The organism is Pseudoalteromonas aurantia 208 (assembly GCF_014858725.1).
In the GTDB taxonomy this organism is placed as follows: Bacteria; Pseudomonadota; Gammaproteobacteria; order Enterobacterales; family Alteromonadaceae; genus Pseudoalteromonas; species Pseudoalteromonas aurantia.
Genome location: NZ_AQGV01000015.1, coordinates 1077609 through 1094190, shown reverse-complemented (window position 1 = coordinate 1094190; position 16582 = coordinate 1077609). Strand labels below are relative to the sequence as shown.

The 16582-nt window shown below is 39.2% G+C and carries 12 protein-coding genes; 2 read left to right on the top strand and 10 right to left on the bottom strand.

Going from position 1 to position 16582, the window contains the following annotated elements:
- Positions 1-69: 69 nt before the first annotated feature.
- From PAUR_RS22810 to PAUR_RS22800, 4 genes are all read right to left on the bottom strand, one after another.
- Positions 70-834 (bottom strand): toll-Interleukin receptor, encoded by a 765-nt coding sequence (locus PAUR_RS22810; RefSeq protein ID WP_192510010.1) that lies wholly within the window; start codon positions 832-834, stop codon positions 70-72.
- A gap of 584 nt (positions 835-1418) precedes the next feature.
- Entirely contained in the window at positions 1419-2219 is an 801-nt protein-coding gene (locus tag PAUR_RS23730) for a HEPN domain-containing protein (protein ID WP_225738557.1), read from the bottom strand.
- Between the two features lie 51 nt (positions 2220-2270).
- Complete coding sequence (locus PAUR_RS23725) at positions 2271-2723, bottom strand: hypothetical protein (RefSeq protein WP_225738556.1); 453 nt, start codon at positions 2721-2723, stop codon at positions 2271-2273.
- Positions 2724-3149: 426 nt separating this feature from the next.
- Positions 3150-4988, bottom strand: coding sequence for a sensor domain-containing diguanylate cyclase (locus tag PAUR_RS22800; protein WP_192510009.1), 1839 nt, complete (start codon positions 4986-4988; stop codon positions 3150-3152).
- A 245-nt stretch (positions 4989-5233) separates the two neighbouring features.
- Here PAUR_RS22800 and PAUR_RS22795 point away from each other — a divergent pair, with 245 nt between their 5' ends.
- The gene (locus PAUR_RS22795; RefSeq protein ID WP_192510008.1) at positions 5234-6103 is read left to right on the top strand and encodes an AraC family transcriptional regulator; all 870 of its coding nucleotides are present in this window, start codon (positions 5234-5236) and stop codon (positions 6101-6103) included.
- Between the two features lie 72 nt (positions 6104-6175).
- Here the strand turns inward: PAUR_RS22795 and PAUR_RS22790 are convergent, their stop codons facing one another.
- From PAUR_RS22790 to PAUR_RS22765, 6 genes are all read right to left on the bottom strand, one after another.
- Positions 6176-8635 carry a TonB-dependent receptor gene (locus PAUR_RS22790; protein WP_192510007.1) on the bottom strand — a complete coding sequence of 820 codons (2460 nt, stop codon included), beginning with the start codon at positions 8633-8635 and terminating at the stop codon, positions 6176-6178.
- A gap of 253 nt (positions 8636-8888) precedes the next feature.
- Positions 8889-10022, bottom strand: coding sequence for a PepSY-associated TM helix domain-containing protein (locus PAUR_RS22785; RefSeq protein WP_192510006.1), 1134 nt, complete (start codon positions 10020-10022; stop codon positions 8889-8891).
- Positions 10023-10155: 133 nt separating this feature from the next.
- Positions 10156-11484 (bottom strand): NERD domain-containing protein, encoded by a 1329-nt coding sequence (locus PAUR_RS22780; RefSeq protein WP_192510005.1) that lies wholly within the window; start codon positions 11482-11484, stop codon positions 10156-10158.
- A gap of 96 nt (positions 11485-11580) precedes the next feature.
- Positions 11581-12576, bottom strand: coding sequence for a WD40 repeat domain-containing protein (locus tag PAUR_RS22775; protein WP_192510004.1), 996 nt, complete (start codon positions 12574-12576; stop codon positions 11581-11583).
- A 1-nt stretch (position 12577) separates the two neighbouring features.
- Entirely contained in the window at positions 12578-13567 is a 990-nt protein-coding gene (locus PAUR_RS22770; protein WP_192510003.1) for a WD40 repeat domain-containing protein, read from the bottom strand.
- Between the two features lie 113 nt (positions 13568-13680).
- Complete coding sequence (locus PAUR_RS22765) at positions 13681-14133, bottom strand: DUF4920 domain-containing protein (RefSeq protein WP_192510002.1); 453 nt, start codon at positions 14131-14133, stop codon at positions 13681-13683.
- 211 nt (positions 14134-14344) lie between these two features.
- On the opposite strand from PAUR_RS22765, the gene PAUR_RS22760 reads away from it, so the two are divergent.
- Complete coding sequence (locus PAUR_RS22760) at positions 14345-16549, top strand: TonB-dependent receptor domain-containing protein (RefSeq protein ID WP_192510001.1); 2205 nt, start codon at positions 14345-14347, stop codon at positions 16547-16549.
- Positions 16550-16582: the final 33 nt, after the last annotated feature.

Below are 16582 nucleotides of genomic sequence, written 5' to 3'. Positions count from 1 at the left end.
ATAAGCGGACAGCCGTAACTCCCACATAAGCCAACTGTTGGAGTTCCGTTTTAATGTGTTTGTTATAACTTAACTTTCATCATCTTCATCATACATTCCGTAAGATCCAAGCTCTTTCTTTAACCAGCCATCAGGAATAACACCTCCAACAGCTTCAACAATATCACCGTAATCTAGCGCCATTTTCACTAAATTCTTGACCAATACTTTCGCATGAATTGGGGGTATGTGATGACCATGGCGCATCAAACTGGGTCGAGATATTTTTTTATTAATATTTAATACATTATCTAGAATATCATTTAAAACATCTGCATCATCTCGACGTGGCTCCTCTGAAACAGGCTCATTGAGTAGTATTTCTTGTAATTCAGAATTTAAAGTTGGCCAAAGCGCATTAAATGATGTCTCTAAGTGTTTTCCTTGAATTGTACTTTCCTTTATATTTTCATTAATAGTTTTCACTAAAGCAAGGACGCTATCCTTTTCTAGTACTGTATGATTTAAATGTCTAAGAGGTGAGCCAGCATCAATATCTCTAACATCCAAATCTATTAAAACCGTACAAATTCGATTTTCCGACAACCCTTTTGACAAAGCTCCCGATTCAAAAAGGAGCCAAGGTTTATCTTGATTTTCCTTTGTAACGAAAACAACACCAAAATTAGTATCTTTTAATTGCTCAAAGATCTCATTAAGCCAAATTGAACCTCGGTCAATATCCTTCGAAGATATCCATGGCTCAACTGCTTGTATAACACATGGTATCCAATCCGAAAAAGCTAAAGCAACTGAATGACTTTTATTTCCAGACCAACTTAAAAATGTCTTCAATTTGATGCACTCTCCATCAGTTATAACAATTTAATAGTGCGCAAATCGCGCATATTTCTGATTTGTAATCGCATACTTTTCTTGATGCGTAGTTTTAACAAAGATGGTAACTCTTTACCAGCATTATTAAAAATGCATATTGTTAATTTTTTAGAAAGATAAAAGTGCACAATTTGCGCGTTTTCTTGAATATGGGGGGAAGTTGTAAATTCAGAGGCTGAAAAGTATGGATTTAGGAAATTGTAACTGCCGTTGTTCGCTCTTTAGAGCCATTCGCTTAAACACGTTATGGGGCAGAAATGTTTTAGCCCGAAAAGCCTGAAACGAAAATAAACAAAAGCGTGTTATGGATACAGCTCTATTTAGGCTGGTAGGTATTAGGAAAAGTAAGGGTAACGCCTTGTTAAGGGGTGAACGCATAGTGAAAATACTACGCGTAGCGAACCCTCTTAAACAGTTTTTTTATAAGCCACTTGTCGCTGTAAACCAATTTCTTATGGTAACATACTCACGTTTATCGCATATTACTTGGTTTGTTAACTGGCTGAAGCTAGCCAGCCAGATAGTCGCTTTCTATTACTGAATTATAAATCGACCAATTCAAATTCAGACTCTGGATTTATAACTCCAAATTTTATTTTGATATTAGAGTTAAGTTCATCTCTGAGCATTTTAACTCGTTCTAAGAATATTGAAGAGGTAATAAATTCAGGGGAATCCCTCAAAACAATGACTAGTTCACCATTGTCAATACTTTGCTCTTGAATGTACTTCTCAATAATAAATATTGATTTTTCTAACCTCATTTTTAATGAAACCATCAGTTTTCTTAATGATAAAGATCGAACTTCAACTGCGATTGAAATGTTTGAATTTCTTACAATAAAGTCGGTCACATACCTAGAGCTTCGAAACTCAGGAACTATTAATTCAAATCCACCTTTCATGTAATATTCAGCAACAGCTTTTTCTGCTAGATATGCTTGAGCATGAGGCGATTCAGATTGGTACGAATGTATTATTAACTCTCGATCCTCCTCATCTAAATCAATTTCACCAAGCTTATTGATTGCAACCTTGAGAATTTCTTTGACCTGGGAGGTTAGCCCTTTCACACGTTCAAAATCTTCTTTCGTCAAAAAGCGATTATGAGCAACTTTATTTCTTAGTTTATAAAGAAGTTCCCACTTCTTCTCAAGACTTTGTGAGTTTTCACCTAACAAAGTAGAAAAGTATTTTTCCCAATTAGATCTAGGGACATATTTTAAAATCTTAGCCTTATCAGTATCTTCAAATGAAGTTTTAGCCAAAACACGGTCGAGGTCGTCAAGAGTAATATCCCGTTTTTTTTGGAACAAAACATGGGATAAATTTATAAAGTCCAATTTGTAAAGGTCATTTAAGTGAGTGTCTTCGTCTTCGAACTTTTCAATTTTTTATGCCAAATCAGGATGCATTGTTTTTTTTGACCAGTCCATACCAACATTGATCAACATGAACTTACTGATCAATTTACGCATTACATTTTCTACGTCATTAATCAGCGGGTATGCTAAGTAGGCATAGTGCCTACCTATATCATCCCATAATACATTTATTACTGTAGATTCTGGGTTGATTCTTTTGCAAATCTCTTTAATTTTATTACCAACTTCAGAAAACTCGCCAACGAGATCTTCCTTTGTATTTTCTAGCACTATTAAAAAGTAACGTTCCTTATTTGAAGGAATGTTATCTGTTTCTACTCTAAACTTGACGGTGATTAAAGGCTTTGACTTTTGGGTTCTCTTAAAAGTTAGCTTTTGACCTGTAATAGAGATAAGGGAGTCTACCTTTAAAAAGTCAATAAATGCTTTTTTACTGTTGCAAAATGAATCATCGTTCTTCACAAGAACTAGGAATTCCAATTTCAATTAATTATCCTCACTTAGTCTTTTTTATATGTACTTATCTATACCTGCGATGCACATTTCAGCATGCCAGTTAACTGTATATTAATAAGCATTCTTACTTACACGCAGCATAATGACTAAAAAACTAGACGATAATACTTCTTTTATGCATGTGGTGTCATTATTATGGTAATACTTTTTTACTTTAAAAGTTGGTAGCAAGAAGCAAGAGTGAACCATAATTAAAACTAATCCAAAACCACGTTAACACGATATGAATGAGTAAAAGGTCTAACGCATAATGGGGCAGAAATGAGTTATGCTGATGATCCGTTTCTAGCACAAAGCAGACATTCACGGCCAAACCTTAATACCCCATTAATCAAACGTAGCCACTCAATTCATACCAATGAAAGTCGCCATTTACCTCAGTTTAATTTCATGCATCTCACTGGCCATCACAACTTGGTTTCGCCCGTTTCTCTTTGCGGTATATAATGCCTTATCAGCCAGTTCAAGTTGCGTAAGCGGCATATTGCAGTCTGGCTGATGGCCTGCGACTCCAATACTGATTGTTAATTCAATAGCGCCTGCGCTGCTCATTATGGGCTGAGCAGCAATACTTTCTCTAATTTTTTGCGCTATATTTGCACCATCTAATTCATGGGTATAAGGTAAAACAATACAGAACTCCTCACCACCGTAACGGGCGACTAAGTCGCCGACTCGAGTTATTTCATTGGAAATAAGCTCTGCAATCAGCTTCAAGCATGTATCGCCAACTTGATGCCCATATTGATCATTTACGCGCTTAAAATAATCAACATCTATCATTAACAAGCATATCGGATAGTTAAACCGAACCGCGCGTGCATATTCTACATCTAAAAATTCATCTAACCGTCGACGATTCGCTACTCCGGTTAAAGCATCTGTTATAGAGGATTGCATTAACTGTATATTTGCCTTTTCAAGTTCAGCAGTGCGTTGTAATACTTGCTGCTCTAAGGTGTCTTTGGCATTCGCTAAATGTGTCATTAACGAGTCTTTCAAGGCAATTTTCTCTTTGCGCTCAATTTGCAAACTTTTTGCGATTGCAAACGATAAACATAAGATCTCAAAGCTTATTCCAAACATCAGCGCATGCTCAGTAAACCAGTTAAAAGGCACTAAACTTATTTTAGTACCGACCAAAACTAACCCACCAAATAACGCCCCTCCCCAAGCGATACTATAAAACTTAGCCACTTCTAAGCCATCTTTAACTCTCAGGTAGCCTATTACCAGTCCAAGTACACAACATGCCATGCTAAAATAAATGGTCGGTGCCAAAATAAGTTCATACGGTAGTGCGAGTGACGCTATTGCCATCATCCCAACGGCAACAGTCAGATACCGTAAAAACCGATTAAACTTAGGGTAAGCGTGCTCTATAACAAGTAAATTACGACTAAATAAAATGCCAAAAAGAACAATAATGTACAGAATAAAAATACTCGACTGTCCATTCCACCAAATACTATTAGGCCAAAAATACTGAAAACTTAAGCCCGATAAATTACACAATAACAACGTCATACTTGAAATATAACCAAGATAATATCCATAAACATGCTTGCGTGTGATCACCGCACAAGAAAAAACGTAAACAAACAACAAAGACATCAACCCAAAATATGCCCCTAATATAAGGGTATTTATCTGGTTCCTTTGTGTGAAGTCTGAAAACTTCCACAGTTTTACCGGTAATATCATCACACTGGATGTTTTCAAGCGAGCGTATAACTGAACGTTTTCATGTGGTCGAATAACAAAAGGGATCAAGAAAAAGCGATGTTTTATCGGACGATTTGAGAAGGGTTGCTGATCCCCCAACTGATAAGAGGATATCTTTCCATCATGTTCAATAAATAACTGTAAATCATCTAGTAAAGGGTAGCTTACTTCAAACATGACATCCTGCGGTGTATTACCATGAAGAGAGAAAGTGTGTCGAAACCAGTATGTTCCCTGCGTAATTCCCAAATTCAGATTATCTTTATGGTGTGGTTGCCATTTTAGCTCTTTCGCGGTAGATACATAATCAAACGTCGCCACATCTGAGGTTTCAACATATGAAAAACTTCGACTTATTCCTGCCCCACCTTGCGTTAAATCGTACTTTGGTTGACCTGCATTAACGTGCAAACACATAAAAAAAACTATGACATACAACAGGGTATGACACACGCTTAATCGTGATTGTTGAAATACACTTCTCATATAATTAGCCTGGCTACAGTGAACGACAGCAACACAGCATGAACATGTTAGGACTATTGCATTCAGCTCAATTAACTTTATGCCAGATCCCCCATGTTTACAAATCAATTTCAAATGGCAATACAAAAGAATCATGTTGAAAGAAAGCAAACATTATCAATTCAATATCGCATAAAGTAACCACCATTGCATAAGCAAGTACATTTATATAGATTTACTCGCAATACGATATTACGGAGCATGACATGAAAGCCATCACACGTAACCATTATCAACAACGACTTCTGAGCGTGATTGATTATATGTATGACAACATAAATAAGGATCTTGATGTGAATACATTGGCAGATCGAGCATGTATGTCGGCCTATCATTTTCATCGTATTTACCGTGAGTTTGCGGGTGAACCTGTTAATGTAACCGTTAGGAGAATGCGCCTACAAAAAGCTTCTGTAATGTTACTACGTAGTGATATGAGTCAAGCTGAAATTGCCGCAAAAGTACAATACGGCAGTGTTGCCGCCTTTAACCGCGCTTTTAGCAAACACTATGGTCAAACACCTGACGTGTATAGAAAGTTACGAAGTACACCCTTGGTTGACCACTCTGCGTTTTATCCTTTATCAAAGAAAGAGTATCCGTTTATGTTTAATATACAGCAGCACACCACGCCAGAAATCATGCTCATAGGTCTTGAACACCATGGTGATTATATGAAAATTGGCCAAGCGTTTGAAAAATTGACCGTTATTGCTGGCGCCCATAACCTCATCAATGAAGCAACACGGTTTTTTGGTTTATACTACGATGATCCAAAATCTGTTGAACAATCACAGCTCACATCACTTGCCTGCATCAGTATTGCACCTGATGAAGCAGAACAACTAGGCTCACAATTAAAAGTCGTAACGGTGCCCGCAGGCAATTGTGTGAGTTTATTGTTTAAAGGTGATTATGCGGAGCTGGAAAAACCGTATGATTGGCTTTTTGGACAATGGCTGCCGCAAAGTGGCCTAGAGCTGGTTGACTTCCCACCATTTGAAGAATATCTAAATGACTTAAAAGACACCGCCCCCGTGGACTTACTGACTAATATTAATTGTTTAGTCAGATAACACAAAGCCCTGATATCACTATCAGGGCTTTATCAATTAACCGTATTGTTCGCTATTTTTTATCTCTACAATTTAAAATGTATAGCTTGCTGTGAATTTAACGTTTCGTTCATTTCCTGGTAAACCACCTAAAAAGAGTGCTTTAGCATAATATTTTTCATCCGTTAAATTTTCTAAATTTAACCTAAGTGAGTATGTTTCAGTATGATATGCAACCGCTGCATCCCAACGCGTATAGCTACCAATGGTCGATGTTGGTAATCCAAAATTAGCAGCGTTAATTGTACGCTCACCAATATAGCTTGCTCCTAAACTGACCTTTAAGGGTGCGTTTAATTGCGCTAATGCTAAATCATAATTTAGCCATATGCTCCCTAACTTCTCTGGGATCCCTTTTCTTTGACCTGATGCTTTATTGCTTCGAATCTCAACCGCATCTTGCCAAGTGGCATTCACATTCATACTCAATACATCATTAATCGCCAAATTGATGTCTACTTCGACTCCGTCTGATTTGTTTTCATCATCATAAAAGTACTGCGGCACATCAATATTATACTCTGCATCATCTGGATTATCGTTAAATTGCTCATTATTATAACGAAGGTTCGTACGACGCGTATCAAACCAAACCACCGATCCAATCAAGTCTTCATCTAATGCGGTAAAGCGCACACCTAAATCGATTGATTCAGACTCTGAATCTGGTCGATTCTCTTCATTTTCATATCTGGGCGCGCTGGTATCAATCAAACTACCCAACACACTATAGGCGGTACGACCTTTCGCAACGTTAATAAATGCGGCAAGCTGCTCAGTAAACTGGTAATTGGCCCCCGCATTAAAGGTAAAACCACTGTCACTGGTATCAATTTCATCACTGATCCCTGGAGTGCGGTCAGTCCCTTTATGTTGATATTTTTGCTCTACCTTTGTATGGGCTGCGCCTAAGCGGACCGTTAATTCATCAGTGACGTACAAAACTTCCTGAGCGCTGATCCCATACGCTGTGAGTTTTTTGTCATAATTGCTTCGTAACGTAGGGCTATAATCTTCAAATGCACCCGTTGGCCAGTTCGGATTGCGAATATCTAAAATGTAAGGCAATGCATTTTTACCTTCACCCGTGCCATCTTCGTCATATATTGACCAGCTTTTATAAGCCATATCACGGCTTTCATAGTTTGCACTGACTAAGTGCTCACCAACCACTGAACCGAAATTCCAACTCAATTTTAAGTCAGCAAAATATTGCCATGTTTTCTCACTGGCGATTTGTTTTCTGTATTCTTGGCGTCGTGCTGCGTACGGATAAACCGTGTCACCGACTAATAACGGTGCGCGCGGATCAGCATTAATTTCACCATAGCGTTCCCAATACACATAATTGTACGCACCGGTCTGACGAATAAAGTTAGAGTCGTATTCTCGATATAACAGTTGTTGTGTAAAACTTGACGAATTATCAAAGTACCAATCATGACGAAGTTTCACGCGTTTTTCTTCACCTTGGTTAGGCTTTGACAACGGTGAAATTAAGTTACCAGACCCTAAATCAAAAGGATGTAACCCATCAGATGCAGAAATTGAATTGGCAAGTTCAATACGTTGTGACTGTGTTAATTTAATACCTAACTTATCATCACCATCTGCATTGGTGTCATTGGGCAGCATACCTGCCGTAACAACACCAGGGTTACCTTCAATGCTATCCCAATTTAAAATCCTTACCGGATCACCCACTGAGTCAATTTGTACTTCATCATCTATGTATGCAGTCGACAGTAACAAACGATGTTTATCATTGGGTTCAAAACTCAATGAGGCATATATCTCATTACGTTCGGACCCTAAACTTCTAAAACCATCCGTACTGTCATGGTTAGCAACGAAACGGTATGCCCATTTTTCAGAGAGCACATTACTTGCATCAATCATCACACCGTATGTATTCCAGGCACCTGCCGTCGCTTTAATTTCATACTGTTCTATATCCAAGGGCTTTTTTTCAACAAGGTTTATTACACCACCCGCGGCACCAATACCATACAATCCAGTAGCCGGCCCTTTTAAGACCTCGATGCTTTCAACATTACTCAACGTGCGCGTTGGGTTAAAACTATTACCTAAGTCTGCGCCTCCGTACATGCCGTCATACGTATAACTCACCCCGAGTCCACGTAATATCAGGTTGTCACCAACGCCATAGTTGTTACCTGCTTGTGATAAACCACTCACATTGCGAACAGCGTCTTGCAAAGTGAGCGCGGCTTGATCTAACAATAGTGATTTATCTACCACAACAACCGCTGCTGGTGTTTGCATCAAAGCCATATTTGATTTTGTGGCGGTGCCAGAGTCTAAAATAAGCTGATTATGACGGCCGTATACACTGATACGTTCAACACTTTGTTCGTTGGCTGTCTCCTCTTGTGCAATAACGTTTGCAGAAACTGCGACACTGCCAAATAAAGCTAACTGAACAGATATAGCCAGTGAACTCACACCAAAACCAAAACGCGAAGGTTGCATACAAACTCCTAAAAATACTGCAACAAGAGGTGGTTACCTCAAAAATAGGAGGCGCATATTAGCAACAAACACAAATGATAACAACTCTCATTTGTGTTTTATAAATGTTTACTTTGTTATTGTATATCGAAATATAAATCCCTTTTGGAATAAATAATTACCTTCTACACATTCTAGAAACATCAATAACATCGTCTTAAATTCGTATACCTATAACAAAAACGTCACCTCAACGCTTATTTGCACATCAGCTCTATGAATAGAGTGAAGCAAGCTTGGTTTTAGTCCGCTGTTTTATGCGTTTGCGTCGGCGGGAGTACCATAAATATAGCCCCGTAATACCCAAGAGAATTGGTGCTAATCCAACAATACTGTATATAATTTTACTGGCCAACCCCGCGAAATTACCAAAGTGTAGTTTACGAAATGTATCAATCATCACAGTGACAAAACCCTGCTCACGAATGTCATAGCGGCTTAGATATTGCCCTGTTTGGCTATCAAACGTCACCATACTGCCATAGTCACTCAGTAACGGGTTAGATGTCGGAACTTGTCCAAATAAGGTAATATTTTGATTTGGTTCTGTCGGAAATAAAATGTAGGTAGTCTTGAAGCCAGCTACATAGTCCGGTGCTGTGACAACCATCTCTGTGATGCTAACGTCATCAACATAGAGACGCTTTTGCATAATATGATGTTCTGGCCGCTGTTGATGCTCTTGCCATTCATGAATATAAATAGAGATATTGTAGTAACCACCCGTCACACCTAAAATGAGTAATACTGGTGACGATAATGTGCCAACCATTTTATGAATATCGCTTAATACAACCAACAAACGCTGATCCCAGCGCAGTGTCAGTACTCTTTTCCAAAACTGCCGATAAATGACTAAACCTGAGATGCCTAAAAAAATTAGAAACAGTGCAAAAATACTGGTGAATGCAGTCCCTAGGTGCTCATCAAGTCCATCAATATCATTGAGTAATAATGTGTAATGTAACTCTACTAACCAGTCGGTCAAGTAGTGATGTAAATGCTCAGGTGTACTTAGAACCTTGCCAGTGTAGGGGTTCAAATGGGCTTTAAACCAAATATTTGTGCCTTTTTTAATTAAATATATTCGATCTGCCTCGCCATTATTACCGAGCAGTTCCCAGCTCCCCAACTCATACTCTGGCAATTGTTGACGCACAGCGATAAGCAAGTCATCTTCTAGCATGCGTTCTTCTGAAGCAAAAACAACTGTTTCATCAGGCAGTAAAATACGGTCAATCTCTGTTTTAAAAACCAAAAGACTGCCAGTCAAGCAAATCAATAAAAATGGCAGTAAACACAACAAACCGACCCAACTATGAAGCTTAAATAGCTGCTTTTTAGTCATAAACACATTCACCCTATACATTGCAATTATCACAACATATTATTTTAAATAATATTAATTATCAAACTCATGTGTATTTACATTGATATGTATGTAACTACCCCATAGTAAATTGTAATGATGAGGTTTTATGCTACTCGGCGGTGTTACTTAAAGACTCGGTGGTAAGTGGTTTCGATTCATCATCTGGCTTTTTGGCAACAGTTCCTGTGTTACTTGCTGAATACGCAATCAATAAGCGGTTTATTTTTTCCACCTTCGCAACATCCAACACGTTACTTTGGTAACAGTCAATACGATTAATCAATTGAGCCAATAAACATACTTCTGCAGGCGTTGGGGTTTTAAATGTCACCTCCTGATTAAAAACAATTAAGCCTATCACTTCATCGTCAAGACCTATCAGCTCTCTCAACAAACTTAAACGTTGATCCAAACATTTTAACGGGTTGGTGAAATGCGCTTCATGTTTTTTATTTCTCTCTATCCATGTTTCTGAATGCCTGTCTGCATATACATCACCCAGTTGAGATTGGCTAACAATTAAAAACACCCCGTGTTTGGAAGTAATGACTTGATCTAGTTTGATGTTGCCATTTGCGGTTGGCAACATCAAATTATGATGCAAACTGTAATGCGTTTTTAGAAGCCCTTTTCTTAATGTCGATTTTAGGTAGTGATCACTAAAGTGTCGTTTGGCCATTCTGGTGATATAAGGGCTCGTCAACTTTATAACAAACAAAAATACCAGCAATAATATAACCGCAATAACATACTCCCCAATATACTGCCATAAAGGTATAAACCCTGAAGATATATCTTCAACTTTAGAGACTGATGAGACGTATAAGCTCGGATCCCGAAGGTCCACTTTAGGCTTTGAGGCTTTTACTACTTTAGTGTGGGTATTAATGACATCACTGATCTTTTGCTCTTGTTCCGCATGTTTTGGTTCTGTCGTAAAAGCGGTTTTCACAGGGTGACGTATTGCCCACTGTCGTTCAAAAAGTAATTTTTGTGCTGCTTGCTCATCACTACAACGAACTAACTCCGCCATATTATTTTTATAGGAATCGCAGTGCGGTGGTCGTTGATAAAAACGTTGCCATGCTTGTTGTTTTCGTTGGTCACGATAACTTGATAATTGAGAGTGGGCATTATTCTCGGTTTGTGCTTGCCCCGAAATTGCCAACTTTACAGGTACTTTTAAAGCAACAACAATTTGTGATTCAAGTTCGGTGGGGTTTTGGCAGAATACCTCTATGCGTTCTTTTAAACGCCCCGCTCGATTGGATAACTGACGATGCTGTACCCCAGATGCCGTTTTAATTAATAGCTGAATGTTCGCGGCTTCTTGATTAAATCGTGCACACTGCTCCACAGTCAATTGTGGCTCATAACTCAGTACCTTCAAGCTAAGCAACGAAGCAACGACCAGCAAACATTTCAGTATTAACCGCATTTTATCATCCATTTAAAACCCGCACATGATGACTGCAACCCGAGGCTGCCTGTCTATCTTTTTGACACAGTATACATTGTAATAGCCTATTCGCTATTATTGCGTTCCTAAAAAAAGTAACTCATCGGTATGCCAATGTTCTACAACGGCTTCACTATTGAGAGTCACTAACCTACCACTGCTTAACTCAATCATATCAAACAAGGTTGTACCCATTGATTCAGCCTCTATATGCCAACTTAATACCTCTTTACCAGAAGACATATGCCACACAGTTAACTCTGATTTTGGCGACGAAGTTAAAAGGTAGGGCGAACCGGAAAGAAACAATGCGTGTCGAAACCATTTAAACCGAGACATATAATCTAACTGCTTGCTCAATTTCCCATTGCTAACATTTAACACTTGCTGAGTTTTCAGACTATCTGACACAAACATATCATTGCCTGTACGTGCCACCGAAAGCGTACTAATTCGTGAAGGGTACCTGACTGAGTATAACGTATTCCCTTCATCCATTGTCCACGCTTTGACATAGCCATCATGAGCAGCACTTAATACGCTAATATTATCAGGTAAAAAATGAATATGAGTTACATTGCTTGTGTGAGGGACTATTCTACGGGCTTGCTTGTTTTCGCGATTAAAAAGCGTCACCGAACCATCCGTCATGCCTATTCCCACTAACCTAGCATCTAGTGACAATTGCAAAGTTGTAATTCTTGCTAATTCATCAAAACCAGATACATTGAGGGTCCCTTCAAGGTTACCCGTATTTATATCCCATAATTGTAGTACGTTACTCCCCGCAACAATAATCAAACGGTGTTGCTTATTGAATAAAAACGTTTTTATAGTGGTGGGCAATGCCTCTTTTGCCAAAGAAAATACCACCTTTTTAGAACGCACATCCCATATATTAACACTTGGCCCTTCCATCACTAATGCAGCCCATTCACCATCGTGTGATAATTTACCGTCAAGTACACGTTCTTCACTCAGCACATAACGCTTTTGAGCTTGTGCAACAAAAGGGTCTGAACAACCAAGTAAAGTACAAAGTAACAATAAACTGCCGATGAAGTAATTCACGCTATAGCGCCTTTATTAAATCCAAATTCCACCGTTCAAGTACCGCATCAGAGTTAAATGTGAACAAATTACCATGATTGTCGGCATGCATTGCAACAATGCTCGCCCCCTTATTTTTGGTCTGAATAGTCCATGTCCCTAACTCCTCTCCAGTTTCTGTGTGCCATAAAGACAGATGTGATTTAGAAGAAGATGTCGCCAATAGCGCCCCATTCTCAACGAATGTTGATTGCCTGAATATTTTAAAACGCGCACTATAATTTAGCTTAGCCTGCTCTGCGCCCGAAGTTAATTGTTTAATATGTTGCGCACTTAACCCATCTGAAACAAAAAACCGAGAGAAATCACGTGTGGTCGCTAAACTAGTAACGCGGTGTGCAAACTCTTGCTCAAATAGCGCTGCCGAAGAACCAAATTGCCATAACCCAATTTTACCATCTAGCCCACCCGAGAGAAAAAGCGCGCCTTGAGTATCAAATTTTAAATGCCGTATGGGTTGGCTATGTGGCTTAAAACGATTGTTCAATCGCGTGTTTATATCAGCCATATTCAGTGACCCATCAGCCATGCCCACAAGCAACCGGTCTTTATGTGGTGATAATGCCATGGCAGTGATCGTTGCGCGCGCTGACACTCCTGAAAACTTTACTTTACTTATCATTGCTTTGGCTGGAACAGACCACAGGCCGACAGTATTATCATTGGCCACTAAAATCAGCGATTTATCTTTTGATAAAACGACATGTTTGACTGGCTTTAACACTTTGTGATCTGGGATCTTAAATTCCACTTGCTGCGAGTCAACCCGCCAGAGCATGACAGATCCTGTACCGGTGACTCCTAGCAATAGTTTACCGTCGTCAGAAAATTGCCCCTGTGAAATTGACTCTGTCGAAAACGTATGAACAACCCCATCACTTATTTCAACATCGTGTTTGCAACCAATTAAAAGCAATAAAATCAATGCTATAAAAACTGCAGGCCAACGCATCTTTGCTACTCCAATAATATCTTGAGTAATATGTTCTCAAGCACAACTCATTTAAGCAAATTTAGAAGCAAGTTTAGTGCCTGCGTGCTTAACTGACCGAACAATTACCAGCACTATTGCAAAATAGTGACCGATGAAGGTTTTAATATATGGACCGACATCGGCGTGGTAACCTCATTCGGGTTAAATGGTTCTGCATTTTCTAGTGCTTTATGTGCCAAATATTTTCGTGTTTTTTCCAAATCCATAACCCGCGTCACAATTTCACCTGTTGCGAATGCACTGCGTCCTACAGCTGACAGTGGAAAAACCATAACACCGTCTTTCACTTTCACGGTTATCTCATCATTGTCAGTGACTTTAAGTGCCATCCAACAACCTTTCTTTTTACATACTTTGGTCACAATGCCTTTTAAAGTAACGGGTTTATTACGGTACGATGAAATATCACGCAAAACCTCCTTAGCAGCCACTAATTTACTCATATCAGCACCCCCTGCAAACTCTTCTGCATTTGCAGTCAATGACCCGCCACATAACAATAGTATGAACAGCACTTGCCTCATTTTCGACTCCTTATAATGTCCCTTTAAAAACTCAAACTAATACAACTACTCCGTGAACATATCAAAGAACATGCCAGAAAAAAACCCATTTTGTTCAAGTTTAGCGCTTTGTTATAACCAAAAGTAATTAGTTATTGTATTTAGCTATTTTAAAGCGTAATATGCGCCCCGCAATACGAAATGAGAACCATTACCATTAAGGATTAATACCATGAAGTACTCTGCCATTTGTCTTTGTATTAGCGCAGCTATCCACGCTCAAGCACACGCTCAACTAAAAAAAACCTCTGCCGATGAACACATTGAAGTGCTTGGCCATAAAATCACAGCACCCAATCATGATGTCGCCGCATCAGTCTCCGCGCTGTCTTCAGATGATATAAAGCGAGGTCAATCTGCTGATCTCACACAAATATTAAAAGCACTGCCTGGAGTTGATATTTCGGGGAGTGTCACACCACTGTCAGCGCAACCCAGTATCAGAGGATTATACGGCGAACGTATCCATGTATCTGTCGATAGCATAAAACGTAAAACAGACTCTGATGGTAGCCAAAACATTTCTACTATTGGCAGTTTAGGCGTCGATCCGAGTCAATTAAAACAAATTCAAGTGCTGCGAGGCGCAGACTCATTAACCGTTGGTTCAGGTGCTATCGGCGGTAGCATTAGAATGGTGACAAAAGACGCAGAAGACTACTTAGACAACACAGGGATAGGTGCTCAGTTTTCAGTTCAAAACGAATCGGTTTCGGATTCAATGAACAGGTCCATCAACGTATTTCAGCTCACGGATACAACCGATACTATTATGACCATGAGCCACGTGGAGTATGATGATATTGACGTTGTTGGTGCACAAAACCACGAAGAAGTCGTCGCACAAACAGACAAAATTATAAATCAATCCGAGCGCAGTAACGTCGCATTAAAAAATACATGGTACTTTCACTCTCAACATTATTTAAAAAGCAAAATTGATTACAGCAAAACAAAATCGGTCGATCAACCGTATGACCAACGACTCAGCTTAGGTATAAAGTACCCGACTTTAATGGAAGATTATAAAAACGATTACCTCGAAGGTATGGTCAATTATAGTTACCAACCAGTCAGCGCATTGATTGACTTAGATATTCAAGCATTTTACGCAAAAAAAACCTACGACAAAATTACCAAAGGATATATCCCAAGAGGCGATAAAAAAGTCAGTTATGATAAACAAAGCTATGGCCAAAGCAAACGTCACGGTGTGCGACTTGCTAACCTATCTCAATTTGACGGCTTTGTTAGCCACAAACTAGCTGTTGAGCTTAATTATGAGCATGAGTCTTTTGATCAGCATCAGTTTGAGGAGCAGATACGTACCAGCTACTATGGTGAGAGTAATGCTGATTCATTGTCTATTTCAATTATTGATCAGAGCCAGTTTTTTAACCGTCAATTATTAGTCACCGCTGGCCTTAGATATGACGAATACCAGCGCCGTACAAACACATTCAAACCCTTTGGAGGTAATAGTGATGATGCAACATCTAGTGAACTTGGCCTAACCTATAAAGCCACCCGCCATGTAAATTTTTATCTAAAAACTGCCCAAGCATTTAGAGCTCCGTCATTGCAAGAATTGTATAAAAAGGATCAGTGGCGCTGTCATATCGGCGGTAAGATTTGCTTCAGTGAACCACAACCGAATTTAAAAGCTGAAAAATCTACAAACTATGAAGGAGGATTTGGATTCAGTATCGAAAACCAACGCTACGCGGACACGTTCCATATAAAAGCCATTTACTTTAACAACACAATTGACGATTACATCGATAATATCCCTTTCATGTATTATCTTGATAACGCGGGCAATAAACACTTTGGCTCTCCAGGCCCAAAGCCCACCAATGGCATACCGGTTGCTACACATAGAGACTACAGTGCTAAAAATATTGGCCGATTAGACAGTGAAGGCTTCGAAGTTGAATCCCATTATCAGTATCTTAATACCAGCATATACTTGGCATATTCTAAAATGAATATGGATGTTATGGGTGTGCCAAACTTTTTCTTAGGCAATATAGACTATACAAAACAACCCTATTCAGAAGCCCCCGCTGATAAACTGACGTTTAACAGTCATTATCAACTCAGCCAGTCACTGAATGTTGGCTTTCAAATACGTCATTATCGTTCACAACAAAGGCTCAGTGAGCAATATTTACAACGCGGTTATGGTACAAGCACCGCCACTGTTTATAACTTCAATGGCCATTATCAAGGAGACGGTCTACTTTCAGGGTTAAATATACGTGTTAGTGTGGACAACATAACGAACAAACGTTATTTACGCGCACCAGCAAGCAGTGCCACCGACCCAAGTGAACTCGGCCGCAATTACAAATTAGCATTGAGTTATCAATTCTAGCGGCGCATAGATAACGTACCAAATAGGTGATGC

Coding starts and splice junctions, on each gene's coding strand:
- PAUR_RS22800 (WP_192510009.1), bottom strand. CDS start 4,988: ATGAGAAGTGTATTTCAACAATCACGATTAAGCGTGTGTCATACCCTG.
- PAUR_RS22795 (WP_192510008.1), top strand. CDS start 5,234: ATGAAAGCCATCACACGTAACCATTATCAACAACGACTTCTGAGCGTG.
- PAUR_RS22790 (WP_192510007.1), bottom strand. CDS start 8,635: ATGCAACCTTCGCGTTTTGGTTTTGGTGTGAGTTCACTGGCTATATCT.
- PAUR_RS22785 (WP_192510006.1), bottom strand. CDS start 10,022: ATGACTAAAAAGCAGCTATTTAAGCTTCATAGTTGGGTCGGTTTGTTG.
- PAUR_RS22780 (WP_192510005.1), bottom strand. CDS start 11,484: ATGCGGTTAATACTGAAATGTTTGCTGGTCGTTGCTTCGTTGCTTAGC.
- PAUR_RS22770 (WP_192510003.1), bottom strand. CDS start 13,567: ATGCGTTGGCCTGCAGTTTTTATAGCATTGATTTTATTGCTTTTAATT.
- PAUR_RS22765 (WP_192510002.1), bottom strand. CDS start 14,133: ATGAGGCAAGTGCTGTTCATACTATTGTTATGTGGCGGGTCATTGACT.
- PAUR_RS22760 (WP_192510001.1), top strand. CDS start 14,345: ATGAAGTACTCTGCCATTTGTCTTTGTATTAGCGCAGCTATCCACGCT.